A 19552-nucleotide genomic window follows, 5' to 3' on the forward strand; every position below is an offset into this window, starting at 1 on the left:
GGGGATGGGGCCTCGACCAGACTTACACGGGTGCGCGAAGTGCGCATCTCGGGACGAAAAGCCCAGCGTGGCAAGGGCTTTGGGATCACGGAGCGTGAGGCTCAGGCGTTTGGTCCCGTGGTCGCGCCGGCCGAGCGGGCCGTCTCGTCGGCGGCGCCGCCCCGGCCGACGAGGCCGCGGTGGGTACCGGCCGCGCGGGCGAGGGCGGGTTCGACCTGCCGCATCTGCCGCTGCCCGAGGGCGCCGCCGATGACGGACGGGAGGTAGCCGCGGATGGACTGCATGCCGCGCAGCCACGCCTGCCCGTAGACGTGCGGGGAGCGGCGCACGATCCCGGCGGCGATACGGTCGACGGCGGGTTCGAGCGGATAGGTGCGGTTGGTGGGCCAGGGCAGCTTGGAGCGCAGGCCGCGCAGGACGTCGTCCTCGTCGGCGCCGCGCACCATGTCGGTGTCGGTCCAGCTCAGGTAGCCGACGCCGACCTTGACACCCTTGTGGCCCACCTCCCCGCGCAGGCAGTGCGCGAAGGCCTCGACACCCGACTTGCTCGCGCAGTACGCGGCCATCAGCGGCGCCGGGGTCAGCGCCGCCAGCGAGGCGATCTGGAGGAGATAGCCGCGCGACCGCAGCAGCGCGGGCAGGAAGGCGCGGGCGGTGGTGATGCTGCCCAGCAGATTGACCTGGATGACGCGGTCGAACGCCTCGGGGTCGGAGTCGAGGAAGGGGCCGCCGGTGGCCACCCCGGCGTTGGCGACGACGACGTCGACCCGGCCGAAGCGCTCGGCGACCTCCTCGGCCACCGCCGCCATCGCGGCCCGGTCGGTGACGTCGGCGGTCCACCAGCCCGCCCGCGCCCCGATCGACTCGGCGACCTTCTTCAGCTCGTCCGGCTCCAGGCCGACCAGCGCCAGCGTCGCCCCCCGCGCGGCGAGCTTGCGCGCCAGCAGCGCCCCCACCCCGCGCGCCGCCCCCGTGACCACCACGACCTGCCCGTCGAGCGAGCTGTCCGTACGGCTGCTCATGCGCTCTTCTCCTCTGTCCGTGTGTCGGTGAGCGGGTCAGTAAGTGTGCCGGTACCTGTGCCGGTACGCGTGTCGGTGCGCGGGTCGGTGTGCGGGTCGTCCACCGCGCGCGCGTCGCCGGACGCGGCGCCCACCCGCAGATGGGCCGCGGCCAGCTTCCGTACCGCCGCGACCACCGCGTCCGCGTCCTCGATCGGGGTCATGTGGCCGAGCCCGGGCAGCTCGATCAGGTCGGTGCAGTTCGGCAGGGCGGCGGCCATGCCGCGCGCGTGCACCGGAGGGGTGAGCTTGTCGGCGGTGCCGACCAGCACGGCCGTGGGCGCGGTGAGCGCGGCCAGTTCCGCGTCGAGGTCGAGCGCGGCGAGCACCCGCCCCCACTCGGAGCGCTGCCGCGCACCGCAGGCGTGCACGATACGGGCGGAGAAGGCCACCTGCTCGCGGGTCGAACCGGACGCCAGCACGCCGTACTTGAGCGCCGCGCGCGAGACCGGGGTGACCGGTCCGAGCGGCAGCCGGGATACGAGGAGCTGCCGGTGGAAGGCCCGCCGGACGCGCCGGGAGCTGAAGCGGGGCGGCAGCACCTGGGTCGAGCCGAGCAGGCGGGCGCTGCCGGTGCTGGTCATGAGGACGGCGGCCGTACGCTCCTGGACGGCGGTACGCCCGGAGGCCGCCATGATCGTCATACTGCCCATGGAGTGGCCGACCAGCACGGCCTTCTCACCGTCGTAGCCGTCACCGGTGCCGTCACCGGTGCCGCCGCCGTCTCCGTCGCCGGAAGGACCCTCTCCGGAAGCACCGACCCCGGAAGCACCGGCCCCGGAAGCACCGGCTCCCGAAGCACCGGCTCCCGAAGCGCCCCCCGGCAGCACAGCCCTCACCACCGCCTCCAGATCGTCGGCGAGCTGCGCCGTCCCGTACCCCGCCCGCGACCGCGGCGACGCGCTGCGCCCGTGCCCGCGCTGGTCGTACGCGATGACCCGGAAGTCGGCGGCGAGCGCCCGGACGACCGGGGCCCAGAAGAGGGTGGAGCAGGTCCAGCCGTGGGCGAGGACGAGCGGCGGGCCGTCCGCGCGGCCGTACTCCTCGACGTGGATCCGGGTGCCGTCGGCGGAGACGACGGTCAGCTCGCGGCGGGCGCGTACCGCCTCGTAGGGCACCGTCATGACACGGCCTCCACAGCCTCGCGCCGACCCGCGACCGGGGCCAGCACCTCGTATTCGGAGAGCTTCAACTGCCGGGTGGCGCGCCGGAATTCGGCGGTGGTGCCGGGCCAGGCGGTGGTGTTGCGCCCGTTCGCGTCGAGATACCAGCTCTCGCAGCCGCCGGTGTTCCAGACCGTACGGGCGGCGCGGCGCTGCATCTCCTCGTTCCAGGCGGTGACGGCCTCGGGCCTGGCCTGGAGGGCGGCGGCGCCGGTGGCGTCGAGGGTGCGCATGAAGTCGGCGACGTAGTTCAGCGACGACTCGATCATCAGGATCATCGAGCTGTTACCGAGGCCGGTGTTGGGGCCGATGATGAACAGGAGGTTGGGGAAGCCGTCGACCGCGCAGCCGCGCAGCGCGGCCATGCCGTCCTTCCAGTGCTCGGCGAGCGTGCGGCCGTCCGCGCCGATCACCCGGTCGCCGATCGGCATGTCGGTGACGTGGAAGCCGGTGCCGAAGACGATCGCGTCCACCTCGCGCTCGGTGCCGTCGGCGGTGACGATCGTCGAGCCGCGGACCTCGCTGAGCGCGGAGGTGACGACCTCGGTGTTGGGCTGCGCGAGCGCCGGATAGTAGGTGTTGGACAGCAGGATGCGCTTGCAGCCGATGGTGTAGTCGGGGGTGAGGCGGGCGCGCAGCTCCGGGTCCTTCACCGACCGCTTCAGGTGGTTGGCCGCGATCCGCTCGGCGGCCTTGAGCAGCTTCGGGTGCCGTACGAAGGCGCCGACCTGGAACTCCCTGATCAGCCAGAGCAGGCCGCGGCGCGCCTTGGCGGTGGCCGGGACCTTGCCGTGCAGCCAGCGCTCGGCGGCGCTGACCCCGCGGTCGACGCGCGGCATCACCCACGGCGGGGTGCGCTGCACAACGGTCAGCCGCGCGACCTCCGGCTGGATGGACGGCACGATCTGGATCGCGGACGCGCCCGTGCCGACCATGGCGACGCGCTTGCCCTTGAGGTCGAAGTCGTGGTCCCAGCGCGAGGAGTGGAAGACGCGCCCGGGGAAGTCCTCGATCCCGGGGATGTCGGGGATCTTCGGGTCGGACAACGGCCCGGTCGCGGAGACGACGACATCGGCGGTCAGCTCGCCCGCCGCGGTCGTCAGGTGCCAGCGGTTCGCCTCGCCGTCCCAGCGGGCCTGCCGCACCTCGGCGCCGAACCGCAGGTGCGGGCGGAGCCCGAAGGTGTCGGTGACCCGCTCCAGATACGCCCGGATGTGCTCCTGCCCGGAGAAGGCGCGCGGCCAGTCGGGGTTGGGCGCGAAGGAGAACGAGTACAGGTGCGACGGCACGTCGCAGGCGCAGCCCGGATAGCTGTTGTCGCGCCAGGTCCCGCCGACCGAGTCCGCGCGCTCCAGAATCACGAAGTCCGTGATGCCCTCGCGCCGCAGCCGTACCGCGGCCCCCAGCCCGCCGAACCCGGACCCGATCACCGCCACCCGCACGTGTTCGAGCTCGTCCATGGCACCGCCTTCCGCCGAATTGTGCCCCCGTCGATCATGCCAGCAATCACTGGCACGGTTCGGACTGTAGACCATGCCGGGTTACCTCCGGTAGGGGTAGGGGCGGAAGTCGTCCGTACGTGGGGCGCGGAGTGGGGCGTGGGGTCCCGGACGACGGGGCGCGCGGTGGCGGACGACGGGCGCGCGGTGGGGCGTACGGGCCAGGACACGGGGCGTACGGCGGGGGCGTACGCGTCCGGGCGGCGGGGCGCGCGACGGAGCGTACGGGTCCGGACACGGGGGCGTACGGCCGGGCGCGCGGCGGCGGATGTCACGACGGAATACCTGCCCAGGGGCGGGGTCGGACAGCCCCGAACAGCACATAGGCTGGCCGCGTGGACGACAACGGAAGCGGCGGCGCGGGGGACCACGGCGCGGGCGACGGCTCCGGCAGCGGCTCAGCGGCCGAGCGCGAGTACCGCGTGGAGGAGCTGGCCAAGGCGGCCGGTATCCCCGTCAGGACGCTGCGGTTCTACCGTGAGCGGCGGCTGCTCCCGCCACCGCGCCGGGACGGCCGGATCGCCTGGTACTCCGAGGCCCACCTCGCCCGGCTGCGGACCATCGCGGGGCTGCTGGAGCGCGGCCACACCCTCGGCGGCATCGCCGAACTGATCGGCGCGTGGGAGAACGGCCGCACGCTCGGCGGCGTCGCCGAACTGCTCGGCCTGGAGGGCGCGCTCACCGCGCCCTGGTCGGAGGAGACCCCGGTCCGCCTCACCCCCGAGGAGCTGGCCGACTACTTCGGCGAGGACGTCACCCCGGAGAATCTGACGACGGCCCTCGACATCGGCTACATCGGCGTCGACGGCGAGAACGTCATCCACATCAGCCGCCGCCTGCTCGACGCCTCCGCCGCCCTCGTCCACGAGGGCGTGCCGCTGGCCGCCGTCCTCGCCGCCGGACGCGGCGTACGCGCCCACACCGACGCGCTCGCCGACCTCTTCACCCAGGTCATCCGCACCCACGTCATCGGGCCCATGGACGACCTCCCGCCCGCCGAGGCCCACCGCATAGCCGAGTCCCTGCAACGCCTGCGGCCCCTCGCCAAGAACATCGTCGACGCCGAGATGGGGCTCGCGATGGAGCGGCGGGTACGGGCCGAGATCGACGCCTGGCTGCGGCAGCAGGCGGAGCGGGCGGAGGGCGGCGCGGCCTGCGGTACGGACGGCGGCGCGGAAGCCGATGTGGACGGCAGTACGGACGGCGGCGCGGAGGCCGGTGTGGGCGGCAGTACGGACGGCGGCGCGGAGGCCGGTGTGGGCGGCAGTACGGACGGCGGTACGAAAATCGGTACGGACCCGGCCGAACCCACCGCCGGCGCCTGACGTACGCACCGCGCCCGACGTACCGGCCGCGTCTGACCCGTCACATCACCCCGCACATCGCGAGCGCGCCGCCGCACGACCTGCGAGAGTGGACCACAAGGCCGTACCGACCCGGGAGGTGCCCCGTGCAACAGCCCAACGACTCCTCGGCAGACCAGGCCATTCTGGGCCGGATCAGCGCGATGGTCGCGGACGAGAAGGCGCTGCGCGACCTGCTCGCCGCAGGCAGCATCGACGGCGCGACGGAACAGGAGCGGCTCGCCGCCCTGGAGCGCGAGCTCGACCAGTGCTGGGACCTGCTGCGGCAGCGCCGCGCCCTGACCGACGCGGGCGAGGACCCCGGCGACGCGAAGGTCCGCCCGGCCTCCACCGTCGAGAACTACCGCTCATGAGCGACGGCGCCGCCTCCGTCCACGGTGACGTCACGGTCACCGACGCGCCCGAGAGCAAGCGGTACGAGGCACGTATCGGCGACGACATCGCCGGGGTGGCCGCGTATCTGCGCACCCCGGACATGATCGCGTTCATCCACACCGAGGTGAAGGACGCCTACGAGGGCCGCGGCGTCGGCTCCGCGCTCGCCCGCACCGCCCTGGACGCCGCCCGCGCGCAGGGCCTGCGGGTCCTGGCGATCTGCCCGTTCTTCGAGGGCTGGCTCGGCAAGCACCCGGAGTACGCGGATCTGCTCTACGTACCGGCGAGCAACGTCTCCGACTGAGCCCCCGTACGTACGGGGGCCCCTAACCCTCCCGCACCGACCCGCCCGCAGCGCCGCGCCCGTACCGCCGCCCCCGCACCGCACGCGCCCCGACGTCCATGTCGGATTTCCGCCAGACCGGAAGCCTGACGACGGGCGATGCTGGTGGGGTGGACATGGATACGGATACGGATACGGACAGGGCTAGGACTGCGACTAGGGCTGCGGTCGCGGCTGCGGGCAGGGCCGCGAGCGGGAACGCCGCCGGGGGAACGGTCCGGGACTCCGGGTCGGCCGCGGCCGTCCCGGACTTCGACACCTGCGTACGCGCCGTCCGGTCGAAGGACGCCCGCTTCGACGGATGGTTCTACACCGCGGTGCTGACCACCGGCATCTACTGCCGCCCGAGCTGCCCCGTGGTGCCGCCGAAGGCCGAGAACATGACCTTCCACCCGAGCGCCGCCGCCGCGCAGCAGGCCGGTTTCCGGGCCTGCAAGCGGTGCCGCCCGGACGCCAGCCCCGGCTCGCCGCGGTGGAACGAGCGGGCCGACCTGGTGGCGCGCGCGATGCGGCTGATCGCCGACGGGGTGGTGGACCGCGACGGGGTGCCGGGCCTCGCGGCGCGGCTCGGCTACAGCGCCCGGCAGGTCGAGCGGCAGCTGCTGGCGGAGCTGGGCGCCGGGCCGCTGGCCCTGGCGCGTGCCCAGCGCGCGCAGACCGCGCGGCTGCTGATCGAGACGAGCGCGATGCCGATGGGCGAGGTGGCCTTCGCGGCGGGCTTCGCCAGCATCCGCGCTTTCAACGACACCGTGCGCGAGGTCTTCGCGCTGTCGCCGAGCGAGCTGCGGGCGCGGGTCGCCAAGGGGCGTCCGGCCGCGGGGACCGGCACCTTGTCACTGCGGCTGCCGTTCCGCCGGCCGCTCACCCCGGACAATCTCTTCGGGCACCTCGCCGCGACCGCGGTACCGGGCGTCGAGGAGTGGCGGGCGGGCGCGTACCGGCGCACGCTGCGGCTGCCGCACGGCACCGGGATCGTGGCGCTGCGGCCCCAACCCGACCACATCGCCTGCCAGTTGTGGCTCACCGACTGGCGTGACCTGGCGCAGGCGATCAGCCGCTGCCGCCGGTTGCTCGACCTGGACGCGGACCCGCAAGCGGTGGACGCGCTGCTGTCCGCGGACCCGGTGCTCGCGCCGCTGGTGGCGAAGGCGCCGGGGCGGCGGGTGCCGCGGGTCACGGACGGGCCGGAGTTCGCCGTCCGCGCCGTCCTCGGGCAGCAGATCTCGACGGCGGCGGCCCGTACGCACGCCGCCCGTCTGGTGCTCGCGCACGGCGAGCCGGTCACCGACCCCGGCGGCGGCCTCACCCACCTCTTCCCCGCTCCCGCCGCGCTCGCCGGACTCGACCCCGCCGCCCTCGCGATGCCGCAGACCCGCAGGAACACCCTGGCCGCGCTCGTACGGGCCCTGGAGAGCGGCGAGTTGGACCTCGACGTCGGCAGCGACTGGGCACGGACCCGCGCCCAGCTCTCGGCGCTGCCCGGATTCGGGCCGTGGACGGTCGAGACGATCGCGATGCGGGCGCTCGGCGACCCCGACGCCTTTTTGGCCACCGACCTCGGCGTGCGGTACGCCGCCCGCGACCTCGGCCTGCCGACGACTCCGGCGGCGCTGGTACGGCACTCCGCCGCCTGGTCGCCGTGGCGGGCCTACGCCACGCAGTACTTGTGGGCGACGGGTGACCACCCGATCAACGTCCTGCCCCCCAACACCACCGATGAGAAAGGGACTTCACCCTCATGACCGCCAACCGCCCCGCCCCCTCGGCGGAGCACCCGGTCCACACCGTCGTGGACAGCCCCTGCGGCGAACTGACCCTCGTCGCCCGCGGCTGCGCCCTCACCGGCCTCTACATGACCGAGCAGCGGCACCGCCCCGCGCAGGAGACCTTCGGCCCGCGCGGCGACAGCCCCGTCTTCGCCGCCGCCCGCGCCCAGCTCGACGCCTACTTCGCGGGCGAACTCACCCGCTTCGACCTGCCGTTGGCGATGTCGGGCACGCCCTTCCAGCAGCGCGTCTGGTCGGCGCTGCGCGACATCCCGTACGGCGAGACCGTCTCGTACGGCGAACTCGCCGCGATCCTCGGCCATCCCACCGCCTCCCGCGCGGTGGGCCTGGCCAACGGCAGGAATCCGATCGGCGTCATCGTGCCGTGCCATCGCGTCGTCGGCGCGGGCGGCGACCTGACGGGTTACGGCGGCGGGCTGCCTCGCAAGCGGTGGCTGCTGGCGATGGAGAACGGCGTCCAGCAGCCGGTGCTGCTCTGAGGCGCGGGAGCCTCCGGTGCCGCTCTGAGGTGCGGAAGTCTCCGGTGCCGCTCTGAGGCGCAGGGGCCGCCTCAGCTCTCGACCAGCGCCGCGGGCACCGGCCGTACCGGTTCGCTGTCGCCGTCCTCCTCGGGGCGGCGGCGCCCGCGCCACCAGCCGAACGCCGCGAGGGCCGCGACGCCGAGCAGTGAGGCGCCCCCGATCGCCTCGCCGAGGTGGAGGCCGGGCGGGGTGAAGGAGCAGGAGACCGAGGTGGCGCCCGCGGTGACGGGCACGGAGATCAGCCCGAGGTAGGAGCGCGCGGGGTGCCTGGAGCCGTTGTCGGTGGCGCAGCTCCAGCCCGTGATGGCCGGGGCCGCGACGACCGCGAATCCGTGCGCGCCGGAGGGGAGTTGGGCGCTGATGCCGTCGTCGGTCACCTGGACGCGGGTGGCGGCGCCCGCCGCCAGCTTCCGCTCGGCGGCGGCGAGCCTGCCCCGGTCGAGGCAGCCGACGCCGTCCGAGGAGAGGGTGCCGGGTTCCAGGGCCCGTACCTTCAGGGCGAACTTCCCGCCGCCGCGCGGCACTTCGCCCAGGCGCTCGACGGCGGCGCGGTGGGTGGGCATCCGGCCGAGGAAGTCGACCGGCGCGGCGCCGGGGAGCGTGACCTGACCCTTGAAGTCCGGTGACCAGAAGTACACTTCGCTGCCCGCGGGGCAGGACGTCCGCAGCGAGTACGTACTGGTCCGCGGATGCCGCACGTACCCGGTGACCCGGTACCCCTTCGGGGTGCGCGGCATCAACCGGCCCTTGCTGTCGCGCAGTTCGGCGCTGGTCGGGGTGTAGACGGCGGAGCCGAGCAGCAACTCCTGGTTCCGGTACGGCGAGAGGCCGTAGCGCCCTGCCGGTGCGGCGTCGCGCATCGTCACCAGCGGCGGTACGTCCTGCCGGGTGACGGTCGGCGGCACGTTCGGCGGCGGGTTCACATGCACCTGGTGCGGGTCGCGGCGCGAGTGGACGCGCGCGCCGACCGAGAAGATGACGTCGGTGACGGGGTTGTCGAGGCTCTGCAACGACCGGCCGCGCGAGGTCCAGCCGCCGCCGAGCGCCATCAGGGTCTTCGTCCACACGTCGGCGGTGAGGCTGCTGTAGTACTGCGCGCCCTGGCCGTCGACCATCAACGGGTCGTTCCCGACGGTCTGTTCGCGTCCGGGATCGGTGCGGTAGTCCGGCCAGCCGTCGGCCTTCGCGACGGCGTCGTACTGGTACGTCTCGCGCTGGCCCCACTGCCCGTAGTCGTCCATGGTCGCCAGCCGCTTCCTGACGTCCCAGGCGTTGGTGAGCGCCGACTGCCCGATCTGGGCGCCGATCAGCAGCGTGGCGGCCAGCACCACGGGCAGCGTGGCGGTCGCGGTAGCCTTGGCGGGCGCGGTAGCCCCGGTGGCCGCGGTAGCCCCGGTGGGCGCGGCACCGCCTTGCGACCGGTCCGCCGCCCAGCGCAGCAGCAACAGGGCGCCGATCGTGGCCACCAGGCCGAGCGCGAGCAGCGGATACGTGCCCTGCCCGGTGACGCCCTTCTCCGCACCGAAGCGCGTGACGGCCACCAGCGCCGCCATCACGCCCGTGGCCCACGCGAGTTGACGCCGGCCGGGCAGACCGTGCGCGAAGGCGAACCACCCGGCGATCACCATCATCCCGCTGAGCACGAACGTCTCGCGGTACGCGCTGCCGTTGGGCGTGGTGAAGGCGTGCCACAGCAGATGCGTCGGCTTCCACTGGAACGACGCGGTGACCACCAGCACCAGCACCGTCCACACCGTGCGCGTGCGGCGCGGCACCGCCGGGTGGAAGGGCAGCGCGAAGGCCAGCAGCAGCGCCGCGGTGTCGATGTACGTGGACGGCGTCGTGAAGCCGTACGTGCCGGGGAGCATCCGGCCGAGCAGGTCCGACCACGGTTTGGGCTCGAACTCCTGCACCAGGCCGGGATAGGCGAGCTTCGTCCCCTTGAAGATGGTCAGCACCAGCGGCGCGGACAGGCCGATGCCGAGCACCATGCTGCGCGCCGCCCTGCCCAGCGCGCGCAGCCACTCGCGCGGCGCACGCGTACCGCCGGGGCCGCCGACGCCCGGTGCGGTCCCGTCCTGTGCTGTCCCGTCCTGTGCGGTCCGGTCCGGCGCGGTCGTGTCGCCGCGGTCGGGCTCGGTCAGCAGCCGGGCGATGAGGACGAGCCCGGCGCCGATCGTCGCCATATACGCGGTGTAGAAATTCGCGATCCAGCACAGGGCGACCACGAGGACGCTCAGATACGGCCGCCGCGCGGTCCGCGCCCACTCCCCCACCAGGCACAGCAGCGGGAACGCGATCAGGCCGTCCAGCCACATCGGGTTGTACGACGCGAGCATCACCGTCCAGCCGCACAGCGCGTACGACGCGCCGAGCGCGCCCGCCGCCCACCACCGGCCGGGGCGCAGCGCCAGCAGCAGTACGGCCATCGCCGCGGCGGCGGCGCCGATCTTCAGCACGGTCACGGCGTAGACGGCGAGGTCGATCCGGTCGCGCGGGAAGAAGGCGACCAGCAGCGCGAAGGGGCTGGAGACATACGTGCCGAGGTCCGGCAGGAAGCTGCTGCCGTAGCCGGACTGCCAGTTGAGCAGGAGCCCGCCGTCGGCCCTGCCGTGCAGCAGGTCCCACAGGTGCGCGTGGTACGGGACGAACTGATTGCCCAGGTCATTGACGCTGCGCGTGCGCGAGCCGAACGGGTAGCTGCCCGCGACCGCGTCACCGATACAGAAGGCGACCGCCGCGATGCCCGCGGCGAGCAGCGCCGCCCGTGTGCGCGCGGCGAGGAACCATGACCTCACGCGCCCGACCGCTCCCGGAGGGACTTCTTGAGGTGCCATCGGTTCCCCCGGTACGCATGTTCTGTGAATGTCGCCAGATATTAGGCATCCCCGACAGACAGGAACGCGACATTCCACCGACTCCGAGGTGAACGTCAAACACCCGCCCGGTGCCCGAAGGCAACCGGACGGGTGGAGGATCACACAACGGACGGCGTCACCTGGTGCCGCGTCCGACTGGACGAAGCCACAACCGACAGCGTCACATGATCAGACGCGTACGGGTTCGTGCTCCTCCTCCGAAGCACCGGTCCCCGAGGCGCCGCCGCCGGAAGTCACCGTGTCACCGAGGCTCTTGCGGAGCTGCTCACCCTCGACGTCCACATTGGGCAGCGCGCGGTCGAGCCAGCGCGGCAGCCACCAGGCGGAACGCCCGAGCAGCGCCAGCACGGCGGGGACGATAGTCATACGAACGATGAACGCGTCGAAGGCGACCGCGATCGCGAGGCCGAAGCCCATCATCTTGATCATCGACTCGGAGGAGCCGATGAAGCCCGCGAAGACGCTGATCATGATGACCGCCGCGGCGGACACCACCCGCGCACCGTGGTTGAAGCCGGTGACGACGGCCTGGCTCGGCGACTCCCCGTGGACGTACGCCTCCCGCATCCGGGTGACGAGGAAGACCTCGTAGTCCATCGCGAGACCGAACACCACACCGATCATGAAGATCGGCATCATGCTCATGATCGGCCCGGTCTGCTCGACGCCCATCAGGCCGGACAGCCAGCCCCACTGGAAGACCGCCACGACCGCGCCCAGTGCCGCGAGCACCGACAGCAGGAAGCCGAGCGCCGCCTTGAGCGGCACCAGCACCGACCGGAACACGAGCATCAGCAGCAGGAACGCCAGGCCGACGACCAGCGCCAGGTAGGGCACCAGCGCGTCGTTCAGCTTCTGCGACACGTCGATGTTCATCGCCGTGGTGCCGGTGACCAGGACGTGCGCGCCGGTCGTACCGGTGAACTCACCCTGATGCCCGCGGATCGCGTGCACCAGGTCCTCGGTCTGCGCGCTGCTCGGCTTGGAGTCCGGCACCACCGAAAGGGTGGCCGTGTCGCCCTTGGTGTTGAAGGCGGGCGCGTTGACCGTCTTCACATCGGGGAAGCCGGTGATGGTCGTCTTGATCCGGTCGACCGCCGCCTTCGGGTCGTCGCTCGCCGCGGCGTCGACCACCACCATCAGCGGCCCGTTGAAGCCCGGCCCGTAACCGTCGGACAGCAGGTCGTACGCCTTGCGCTGAGTCGTGCTGACCGGCTGCGAACCGTCGTCGGGCAGGCCCAGTTGCATGCTCGTCATCGGGATCGCGGCCAGGCCCAGCGCCACGACGCCCGCGACCAGGACCGGCACCCGGCGGCGTACCACCATGCGCGCCCAGCGGGTGCCCATGTTCGGCTTGCCGGTGTCGACCGCGCGCCCCTTGCGGACCTTGCGGCTGAGCGCCTTCGGTCCCGCGAAGCCGAGCAGCGCGGGAATCAGGGTGAGCGCGATCAGTACGGCGATGGCGACGGTGGCCGCCGCGGCCAGCCCCATCTTGGTCAGCATCGGGATGTTGACCACGGCCAGGCCCGCCAGCGCGATCAGCACGGTCAGACCTGCGAAGACCACCGCGGAGCCCGCCGTGCCGACCGCCCGGCCGGCCGCGTCCTCACCCTCTCGGCCCTCCATCAGCTCATGCCGGTGCCGCGACACGATGAACAGCGCGTAGTCGATACCGACCGCCAGTCCGATCATCGACGCGAGCGTGGACGACGTGCTGGACAGACCGAGCGTGCTGGCCAGCGCGGTGATCGACGCGATACCGATACCCACGCCCATGATCGCGGTCAGCAGCGGGAGCCCCGCCGCGACCAGCGAACTGAACGTGATCAGCAGCACGACCGCCGCGATGCCGACACCGATGATCTCGCTGTTCCCGGTCTCCACCGACGCCTGGAGCGCCGTACCGCCGGTCTCCACCGTCAGCCCGGCGTCCCTGCCGTGCTGCGCCGCGTCCTCCAGCGCCGTGTGCGTGGCGTCGGTGATGTCGGAGGACTTGGCCGTGTAACTGACCGACGCGTAAGCGGTGGTGCCGTCCTTGCTGATCGCGTCACCGCCGGCGGCGAACGGATCGGCGACCGTCGCCTTCTGCGGTGTGCTCTTCAGCTCGTCGACGACCTTCTCGACCGCCGCCTTGTTCGGTCCCGCGGTGATCTTCTGACCGTCGGGTGCCTGGAAGACCATGCGCGCGCTCGCGCCGTCGGCGTTCGTGCCGGGGAAACGCTCATGCAGCAGGTCGAACGCCTGCTGCGCCTCGGTGCCGGGCACCGTGAAGTTGTCGCTCGGCGCGGACGGCGCGGTCGCCGCGCCGACACCGGCGAGCGCCAGCAGCGCCACCCATATCAGTACGACGAACCGCCGTCGCCGGAAAGCGAGCCGGCCCAGCTTGTAGAGGAATGTGGCCATGGGGGCATGGGCTCCCGTCAGGAGGATGGAAATGTGGGCGTGAGGAACCAGCCCGACGACGAGAGCGGCGTGTCAGGTGGAGCGGTGGTGCGGGGAATGTCGTGCTGAGGAAGTCGTGCCGGGGCGCCGAGTCGTGCTGAGTGGCGCGGGGAAAGGTCAGATCACATCAGTGGTCACTGCGCTTCGTCACGACAGACGCAGGGCGGGGACGACCACCGCGTCGATGTATCTGTGTGAGAAGTCGGGGTCGGGGTCGAGACCTTCGATGATGGGCCGCGCCAATGCGGCCCCGAACAGCAGGTGCGGGACGAAGTCGCGTGCCGGATTGTCGGCGGCCAGCTCACCGCGGTCCACGGCGCGCTGCACAAGAGCCCGGAAGCTGACCAGCTCCGGCTCGATGAGCAGCTCCCGCAGGGCGCGGAACAGGTCCTCGTTCCTGAAGGCCGCGTGGGCGAGCCCGCGCATGAGTTCCTGGTCCCGCTTGGTCTCGTCCTGGTCGTGACAGCGGATGAGTTCGTGCAGGTCACCGCTGAGCGAGCCCGTGTCGATGTCCGCCGTGGACACCGACTTGGAGTGCCGCAGCGCGGTGGCCACGAGTTCCGGCTTGCCCTTCCACTGGCGGTAGAGGGTCGCCTTGCTGGAACGCGTACGGGACGCGACCGCGTCCATCGTCAGCGCCTCGTAGCCGACCTCACGCAGCAGCTCGACCACCGCCGCGTAGAGCTCGTGCTCGCGCTCGGGGGTCAGGCGCGTACGACGCGTGGCGGAAACCTCAGCCGTCATGTCGCCCTGCCCTCCGAGTCGAAACGATGTCGTACACATAACCATAGACGGCCCGCGATCGAAACGCCACCGTTTCGATCGTGGGTCGAATCACGTTCACGACGCTCAACCGTGCCCGCGCCCTCGCGCGTACGGATTCACCCCGCCCAGGCGCGGCGCCGCGGTCGACCTCGCGTCCCGGCTCAGGCGGGAAGCGCCAGCGTGTGACCGGTGTGCTCGACCTTCGCCCGCAGGTAGCTGACATTCGCCGCCGACACGTGGACGGCGGTCGGAATCCGCTCGACCACGGCCGTCCCGAGCGCGGTGAGCTGCCGCGCCTTGTCCGGGTTGTTGCTCAGCAGCCGTATGCCGTCGACCCCGAGCGCCGCCAGCATCTGGGCCGCCGCGGTGTAGTCCCGCTCGTCCTCGCCGCGCCCGAGCGCGCGATTCGCCTCGTACGTGTCGAGGCCGTCGTCCTGGAGCGCGTACGCGTCGAGCTTCGCGTACAGACCGATCCCCCGGCCCTCCTGCCGCAGATACAGCAGATACCCGCCGGTCTCCGCGATCCGCTCGACCGCCTCGCGCAACTGCGGCCCGCAGTCGCACCGCTGCGACCCGAACACGTCCCCCGTCAGGCACTCCGAATGCGGTCTGACCAACGGCGACTCGGCGCCCTCGTAGTCCCCGAGGCCCAGCGCCAAGTGCTCCTTGCCGTCCACCAGACCGGTGAACGTGAACACGTCCGCCGTCCTCCCCCACCCGTCCGAGAACCGCAGCGGCACCCGCACCTTCGTCCGTATCCCGGCGGCCGGCAGCGGATTCTCCCCGCCCCGCGCCGCGTTGACCGCCGTGCCCGACGCACTGGTCGACACCTTCGACGCCATGCTGACCCCCTCATAAGATCTTGAAACATCAAGCTCTTTCGGCGGTCGGATTATTTCCCCCACCCCGAGATGTGACCCAGGCCACACATATGAGTCGCCGTCCCCGATCCCCCCTCGACCCGCCCGATCGGCCGCCCCCGGGTCCGCCATGCGCACTGACCGTCAGCCGCAAGCTGTTCCGGCACCGCCAGGCCGACCAGGCGATCGGCGCGATGTGCGCGTCCTACGTCAACTCCGCCAACCTCGGCATCCCGGTCGCCGTCCACGTCCTGCACGACACGTCCTTCATCGTGTCCGCCGCGCTCTTCCAGATGCTCTTCGTCACCCCGCTGATCCTCGTCCTGATCGACCTCGACACCCACCGCGGCGTCGGCGCGCTGTGGCGGCGCATGCTCCGACTCCCCTCCCGCAACCCGGTGATCGCCGCCTCCGCCACGGGCCTGGCGGTGGCCACCACCGGACTGGCCCTGCCCGCCGAAGTGGTCTCCCCCGTCCAACTGCTCGGCGGCGCGGGCGTTCCCTCCGCGCTCTTCGCCCTCGGCATGTCGCTGCACGCCCGTTCCCGCCCCACGTCGGCCGCGCGCACCGAACGCCGTCTGCTGGCCGCATCAAGACCGTCGTCCACCCCCTCCTGGCCTATCTGCTGGCCCGCTACGCCTTCGCCCTCTCCGGCCACGCCCTCTTCGCCGTCGTCCTGTGCGCCGGACTTCCCACCGCGCAGAACGCCTTCATCTTCGCCTCCGAATACCGGCTCCCCACCGACCTCCCCCGCGACACCGTCCTGCTCACCACCCTGCTCTCGATGGTCACCCTCACCCTGATCGCCTACGCGCTCGGCTGACTCCCGCCCCCACCGGCGGACGGCGTCACCGGCTGCCCCACCTCGTACGTGAGATAGGCGAATTGGCCGACCCGCTCCACGTCCGTCAACCGCAGCCGCCCCCCGTCCAGCCGTCGGGGCAGCAGCGGCGCGCCCGCTCCCAGCGTCACCGGCGCGACGCCGAGGATGATGTCGTCCAGCAGCCCGGCGTCGGCGAAGTTCCCGACCAACTCGCCGCCGCCGAGCAGCCACACGTTCTCCCCGTAGCCGCGGCTGCCACCGCTCCCCTCCCGCGCCGCGGCCACCATCTCCGCGTGCACCGGCCGTACGTCACCCTGGACGAAGCGGATGTCCGCCCCCGGCACGGCGGGCAGATCGTCCCGGTGCGTGAAGACCCAGCACGGCCGGTCCCCGTACCAGCGCCGCCACTCCTCCGGCCGCTCCACCACCTTCTCGTGCTCCAGCACCCAGCGGTACGTCGTCGCACCCATCGCCAGCACCCCGACGCCCGCTATGAAGCGCTCGAACGGCTCTCCGGGTTCGGTGTCCACCTCGAAGAGCCAGTCGAGCGAATTCGCCTCATCGGCGAGGAATCCGTCGAGCGTGGTCGCTGTGTAGTACTGAGTCCTGGTCACCGTCACAGCCTGCCACCCACCACTGACAATTGCCCCTCAAGCGGACATCGGCGCAGGTCGGCCGCGCTCAACGCCGCGGCAGCGGCGGCCCGTCCCGGTCCCGGGCCCTCACACCCCGAGCTGGCGTGCGGCGGCGTCCACCGTCTGCGCCAGCAGCACGGCGATCGTCATCGGCCCGACCCCGCCCGGCACCGGCGTGATCAGCCGCGCACGACCGCGGGCCGTCTCGAAGTCCACGTCGCCGACATTGCCCGCGTTGTACCCGGCGTCGATCACCACCGCGCCCGGCTTGATGTCCTGACCCCGGATCAGCCGGGGCCGCCCCACCGCCGCCACCACGACGTCCGCCTCCGCGACCACCGCGGCCAGGTCCTCGGTACGCGAGTGGCAGTACGTCACCGTCGCGTCCTTCGCGAGCAGCAGCATCCCGACCGGCTTGCCCAGGATCGCGCTGCGGCCCACCACGACCGCGCGCTTCCCCGCGAGCCCGACCTCGTACTCCTCCAGCAGCCGCATGATGCCGCCCGGCGTGCACGACACTAACCCCGGCAGACCGAAGCTCATCGCGCCGAACGAGCTGACCGTGACGCCGTCGACGTCCTTCTCCGGCGCGATGGCCTCGAACGCCGCCCGCTCGTCGATGTGCGGGCCCACCGGATGCTGCAACAAGATGCCGTGCACCTCGGGGTCGGCCGACAGCGCGCCGAGCGTCTCCACGAGTTCCGCCGTACTGGTCCGCGCGGGAAGCGCCACATGGCGCGACAGGATTCCGGCCTTCGCGCTGCGCGACTGCTTCATCCGCACATACGTCACCGACGCGGGATCCTCACCCACCAGCACCGTCGCCAGGCACGGCGCGAATCCTGTGCGCCGCGCAAGGATCGACGCCTTGGCGGCGGTCTCCCCCATGATGCGCCGGGCCAGACCGGCCCCGTCCATGAGCCGCGCGGTATGTGCCGATGCCACCGTTGCCTCCAGGCGTGTTCAGTCCACTCGCCCAGGCGCACGGCACCGACGTATGCGTCAGGCCGCTCCCCGGTGGTACTCCACCTCAGCGCCAGTCACGGCCCACCCGCACTCTATCCGCCCCCGCCGCCCCCGTCCCGTGTCGCCGGTGCCGGGCCGGGACCGCAAGCCGCCCTGAAAAACTCCGCCGCCCTGAACCGTCGCGAACGGACCCCGTAAACGACAGAAATCCCGTCCGATCATGAAGACCGGCGGGATTCCGTCAAACGTTCCCGAAATCGCCCAGGAACGGCCTTGTTGTGGGGCGTTGACGAATACCTCTGATCAGGCACACGTGGCGCCCGTGAAGATCGCTTCCCGCGGCAAGGTTGATCGTTTCCCGCGCGAGGTGTCAGCGAGGGGCCTCAGTCCCACCAGAAGTCCCAGTTGTGGACACCGGTGAGCCGCTCAGCGTACGCGCCCAGTGTGTACGGGCGTCTGCCCTGCCAGATGTTGTCAGGGCAGAAGGCGAAGTGCTCCGCAGCGATCAGGAGGGCGTCCTCCTCAGTTGTGGGTGGGGCTGCGACGCTGAGATGCAGGGTGGAGAAGCCGACAGCGACGACACGGGCGCCGAACCGGTTCTCCCAGTCGCCGACGATCGCGGAGAACTTCGCCGTGTCGTTGTCGTAGTTGGCGGGACCAGACCATCCTGCCGTTGTGAGGGCTTCTGCGCCGGATGCGGCGGTGACCAGCCCGAGACGCGACTTGGGGTGGTCGGAAAGGAACACCTCGGCGTACTCGGCGGCCAGTTGGTCAGCGCTCAACACGGCTTCTCGGCTGGGTGCGCGTCCAGGCCAGCTTTGCTCGAAGGGGGCGGTGACGGCGAGGCGCCGATCGGCCGACAGCATGTCGTCGTCTTCATCGACGGCGGTATACGTCGCCCACCACTTCGCGAGAAGGGCGGTTGGGTCGTGGCACGTGGCAGCGGACATCTGCTCTGGAAAAACCTCGCCCGATCCCCAGGGGCGGAATTCGGCATCCTCGGGGTCGAGCGCGTCCAGCAGCAGGGGCCACTGGCCGGAGCCTCTGTGTTCGGCGTGCATCCGAGCCCACAGCCCGGCTGCGGCCGGCTCGTCGCTGAGCCATAGGGGTTGGGAATCCCCATCGCCTTCACTGGACGTGATCATCCGGCCGGGCGGCATCACTGAGCGGATCCGAGCACACCGTCACGGAACTGTTGGAAGGTGTGCCAGCCCGACGTCTGTCCCGGATTGATCAGGTCCCCTTCGGCGAGATCGAGCACCTTGCACCGCAGAGCCTCTGCAAGGCAGAAGACGGGTGCCAACACGTCGTCGCCGGAGCCCCGAATGTGAAGCATGATCGAGTCCACCGGGTCTTCTGAGCCGATGCTGAGTTCGATGGACCAAGTGGGGCCGGACAGGTCGCCCCACGTGGGGTCCGAGAGATCAGCTTCGGGAGCGGCCCGGGTGACAGCCGCGAGCACGTCGCATTGCCGGCCGAGCGGTTCCGACGAGTAGTCGTCGGGAAGCTCGTGCATCGAGGTGACCTCGTCGGGCAAGCGGAGGAGGAGCACATCCCAGCTCATGGTGGCCTTTCAGGCAGGACTCAAGTAGCGGTCGCGGTCGGTCAGATCAGGCTGAACTGCTCTCCAGGAGGCTGTGGCAGGAGCACGTTCTGCAACTGGCGGACGTTCGCGCGCCAGGAGGCGCCACTCGGCTCGGCCCACAGCTCCATCAGATCGGACGGCTCGGTCATGACACGGCCGAGGGCCTGACGTGCCAGATCGCGCAGGCCGGTGAGATCAGGAAGGAGCTCTTCCGGCCCATAAACGGGATCAGCAGGCTCACCCCCGGGACACTGCGCCGCGACGAGGGCGGCCGCGGCCACGGCTTCCTCTGATTCTGGCGCTTCGAGGTAGCCCACGGTGTCGATCACACGGGTGAGAGCGCCGCGGACGAGGCCCTCGCGTTCGCCTGCGGCAACCTCGTCAAGGTCGCCACAGAAGTCCGCTGCGGTGTCGTTGTCGAAGGGGCCGACGTCCCAAGTGCCCATAACTCTCTCCCGATCACGGTGCTGATCGAGGAATCCTG

19 protein-coding genes and 1 riboswitch are annotated in these 19552 nt (G+C 71.6%); of the genes, 7 read left to right on the plus strand and 12 right to left on the minus strand.

The genetic code is table 11. The features are described 5' to 3' along the window. Positions 1–101: 101 nt before the first annotated feature. Genes ACIO6U_RS06935 through ACIO6U_RS06945 form a run of 3 tightly spaced genes read right to left on the minus strand, consistent with a single transcriptional unit; the run spans position 102 to position 3684 of the window. Complete coding sequence (locus tag ACIO6U_RS06935) at positions 102–1022, minus strand: SDR family oxidoreductase (RefSeq protein WP_401716239.1); 921 nt, start codon at positions 1020–1022, stop codon at positions 102–104. Next, complete coding sequence (locus ACIO6U_RS06940) at positions 1019–2185, minus strand: alpha/beta fold hydrolase (RefSeq protein ID WP_401716241.1); 1167 nt, start codon at positions 2183–2185, stop codon at positions 1019–1021. Before ACIO6U_RS06940 ends, ACIO6U_RS06935 begins: the two co-directional genes overlap by 4 nt. After that, the gene (locus tag ACIO6U_RS06945; RefSeq protein ID WP_355337900.1) at positions 2182–3684 is read right to left on the minus strand and encodes an NAD(P)/FAD-dependent oxidoreductase; all 1503 of its coding nucleotides are present in this window, start codon (positions 3682–3684) and stop codon (positions 2182–2184) included. Before ACIO6U_RS06945 ends, ACIO6U_RS06940 begins: the two co-directional genes overlap by 4 nt. A gap of 461 nt (positions 3685–4145) precedes the next feature. Between ACIO6U_RS06945 and ACIO6U_RS06950 the strand changes: the two genes are divergently transcribed. The 5 genes from ACIO6U_RS06950 (at position 4146) to ACIO6U_RS06970 (ending at position 8071) form a co-directional block, all read left to right on the plus strand. Next, positions 4146–5048: a MerR family transcriptional regulator gene (locus ACIO6U_RS06950; protein ID WP_401717122.1), complete on the plus strand. Its 903-nt coding sequence runs from the start codon at positions 4146–4148 to the stop codon at positions 5046–5048. A 182-nt stretch (positions 5049–5230) separates the two neighbouring features. Next, positions 5231–5440: a DUF2630 family protein gene (locus ACIO6U_RS06955; protein ID WP_391043593.1), complete on the plus strand. Its 210-nt coding sequence runs from the start codon at positions 5231–5233 to the stop codon at positions 5438–5440. Beyond that, positions 5437–5766, plus strand: coding sequence for a GNAT family N-acetyltransferase (locus ACIO6U_RS06960; protein WP_355337894.1), 330 nt, complete (start codon positions 5437–5439; stop codon positions 5764–5766). The genes ACIO6U_RS06955 and ACIO6U_RS06960 overlap by 4 nt, the downstream gene beginning before the upstream one ends. Before the next feature lie 155 nt (positions 5767–5921). Next, positions 5922–7547 carry an AlkA N-terminal domain-containing protein gene (locus ACIO6U_RS06965; RefSeq protein WP_401717126.1) on the plus strand — a complete coding sequence of 542 codons (1626 nt, stop codon included), beginning with the start codon at positions 5922–5924 and terminating at the stop codon, positions 7545–7547. Beyond that, positions 7544–8071 carry a methylated-DNA--[protein]-cysteine S-methyltransferase gene (locus tag ACIO6U_RS06970; protein WP_401716244.1) on the plus strand — a complete coding sequence of 176 codons (528 nt, stop codon included), beginning with the start codon at positions 7544–7546 and terminating at the stop codon, positions 8069–8071. Before ACIO6U_RS06965 ends, ACIO6U_RS06970 begins: the two co-directional genes overlap by 4 nt. A gap of 71 nt (positions 8072–8142) precedes the next feature. On the opposite strand, the gene ACIO6U_RS06975 is transcribed toward ACIO6U_RS06970, so the two are convergent. The 4 genes from ACIO6U_RS06975 to ribA all read right to left on the minus strand — a co-directional run bounded on the left by ACIO6U_RS06975 (position 8143) and on the right by ribA (position 14939). After that, positions 8143–10950, minus strand: a complete 2808-nt coding sequence (locus ACIO6U_RS06975) for a YfhO family protein (RefSeq protein ID WP_401716246.1) — start codon at positions 10948–10950, stop codon at positions 8143–8145. Positions 10951–11160: 210 nt separating this feature from the next. Beyond that, positions 11161–13395 (minus strand): MMPL family transporter, encoded by a 2235-nt coding sequence (locus tag ACIO6U_RS06980; protein ID WP_401716249.1) that lies wholly within the window; start codon positions 13393–13395, stop codon positions 11161–11163. Positions 13396–13581: 186 nt separating this feature from the next. After that, positions 13582–14178, minus strand: coding sequence for a TetR/AcrR family transcriptional regulator (locus ACIO6U_RS06985; RefSeq protein WP_188282412.1), 597 nt, complete (start codon positions 14176–14178; stop codon positions 13582–13584). Between the two features lie 182 nt (positions 14179–14360). Continuing rightward, on the minus strand, positions 14361–14939 hold the full coding sequence (gene ribA, locus ACIO6U_RS06990) for a GTP cyclohydrolase II (RefSeq protein ID WP_401717129.1): 579 nt from the start codon (positions 14937–14939) through the stop codon (positions 14361–14363). Between ribA and ACIO6U_RS06995 the strand changes: the two genes are divergently transcribed. After that, positions 14890–15057 (plus strand): hypothetical protein, encoded by a 168-nt coding sequence (locus tag ACIO6U_RS06995; RefSeq protein ID WP_401717193.1) that lies wholly within the window; start codon positions 14890–14892, stop codon positions 15055–15057. The genes ribA and ACIO6U_RS06995 overlap by 50 nt on opposite strands. Positions 15058–15189: 132 nt before the next feature. Next, positions 15190–15882, plus strand: a complete 693-nt coding sequence (locus tag ACIO6U_RS07000; RefSeq protein WP_401716251.1) for an AEC family transporter — start codon at positions 15190–15192, stop codon at positions 15880–15882. On the opposite strand, the gene ACIO6U_RS07005 is transcribed toward ACIO6U_RS07000, so the two are convergent. From ACIO6U_RS07005 to ACIO6U_RS07025, 5 genes are all read right to left on the minus strand, one after another. Next, positions 15867–16496: a dihydrofolate reductase family protein gene (locus tag ACIO6U_RS07005; RefSeq protein WP_401716255.1), complete on the minus strand. Its 630-nt coding sequence runs from the start codon at positions 16494–16496 to the stop codon at positions 15867–15869. The two genes, ACIO6U_RS07000 and ACIO6U_RS07005, sit on opposite strands and share 16 nt — an antisense overlap. Positions 16497–16604: 108 nt before the next feature. After that, entirely contained in the window at positions 16605–17435 is an 831-nt protein-coding gene (locus ACIO6U_RS07010; RefSeq protein WP_401717132.1) for a bifunctional 5,10-methylenetetrahydrofolate dehydrogenase/5,10-methenyltetrahydrofolate cyclohydrolase, read from the minus strand. A 49-nt stretch (positions 17436–17484) separates the two neighbouring features. Further along, positions 17485–17571: riboswitch (ZMP/ZTP riboswitch) on the minus strand. Positions 17572–17866: 295 nt separating this feature from the next. Then, positions 17867–18628 (minus strand): DUF4253 domain-containing protein, encoded by a 762-nt coding sequence (locus ACIO6U_RS07015; RefSeq protein WP_401716258.1) that lies wholly within the window; start codon positions 18626–18628, stop codon positions 17867–17869. Between the two features lie 14 nt (positions 18629–18642). Then, the gene (locus ACIO6U_RS07020; protein WP_401716260.1) at positions 18643–19047 is read right to left on the minus strand and encodes a hypothetical protein; all 405 of its coding nucleotides are present in this window, start codon (positions 19045–19047) and stop codon (positions 18643–18645) included. Between the two features lie 41 nt (positions 19048–19088). Next, on the minus strand, positions 19089–19514 hold the full coding sequence (locus tag ACIO6U_RS07025; protein ID WP_401716263.1) for a DUF4259 domain-containing protein: 426 nt from the start codon (positions 19512–19514) through the stop codon (positions 19089–19091). Between the last annotated feature and the right edge of the window lie 38 nt (positions 19515–19552).

Origin of the sequence: Streptomyces sp. NPDC087422 (assembly GCF_044744145.1) — a bacterium.
In the GTDB taxonomy this organism is placed as follows: domain Bacteria; phylum Actinomycetota; class Actinomycetes; order Streptomycetales; family Streptomycetaceae; genus Actinacidiphila.

Coding starts and splice junctions, on each gene's coding strand:
- ACIO6U_RS06935 (WP_401716239.1), bottom strand. CDS start 1,022: ATGAGCAGCCGTACGGACAGCTCGCTCGACGGGCAGGTCGTGGTGGTC.
- ACIO6U_RS06940 (WP_401716241.1), bottom strand. CDS start 2,185: ATGACGGTGCCCTACGAGGCGGTACGCGCCCGCCGCGAGCTGACCGTC.
- ACIO6U_RS06945 (WP_355337900.1), bottom strand. CDS start 3,684: ATGGACGAGCTCGAACACGTGCGGGTGGCGGTGATCGGGTCCGGGTTC.
- ACIO6U_RS06955 (WP_391043593.1), top strand. CDS start 5,231: ATGGTCGCGGACGAGAAGGCGCTGCGCGACCTGCTCGCCGCAGGCAGC.
- ACIO6U_RS06960 (WP_355337894.1), top strand. CDS start 5,437: ATGAGCGACGGCGCCGCCTCCGTCCACGGTGACGTCACGGTCACCGAC.
- ACIO6U_RS06965 (WP_401717126.1), top strand. CDS start 5,922: ATGGATACGGATACGGATACGGACAGGGCTAGGACTGCGACTAGGGCT.
- ACIO6U_RS06970 (WP_401716244.1), top strand. CDS start 7,544: ATGACCGCCAACCGCCCCGCCCCCTCGGCGGAGCACCCGGTCCACACC.
- ACIO6U_RS06975 (WP_401716246.1), bottom strand. CDS start 10,950: ATGGCACCTCAAGAAGTCCCTCCGGGAGCGGTCGGGCGCGTGAGGTCA.
- ACIO6U_RS06980 (WP_401716249.1), bottom strand. CDS start 13,395: ATGGCCACATTCCTCTACAAGCTGGGCCGGCTCGCTTTCCGGCGACGG.
- ACIO6U_RS06985 (WP_188282412.1), bottom strand. CDS start 14,178: ATGACGGCTGAGGTTTCCGCCACGCGTCGTACGCGCCTGACCCCCGAG.
- ACIO6U_RS07000 (WP_401716251.1), top strand. CDS start 15,190: ATGCGCACTGACCGTCAGCCGCAAGCTGTTCCGGCACCGCCAGGCCGA.
- ACIO6U_RS07010 (WP_401717132.1), bottom strand. CDS start 17,435: ATGGACGGGGCCGGTCTGGCCCGGCGCATCATGGGGGAGACCGCCGCC.
- ACIO6U_RS07015 (WP_401716258.1), bottom strand. CDS start 18,628: ATGATCACGTCCAGTGAAGGCGATGGGGATTCCCAACCCCTATGGCTC.
- ACIO6U_RS07020 (WP_401716260.1), bottom strand. CDS start 19,047: ATGAGCTGGGATGTGCTCCTCCTCCGCTTGCCCGACGAGGTCACCTCG.
- ACIO6U_RS07025 (WP_401716263.1), bottom strand. CDS start 19,514: ATGGGCACTTGGGACGTCGGCCCCTTCGACAACGACACCGCAGCGGAC.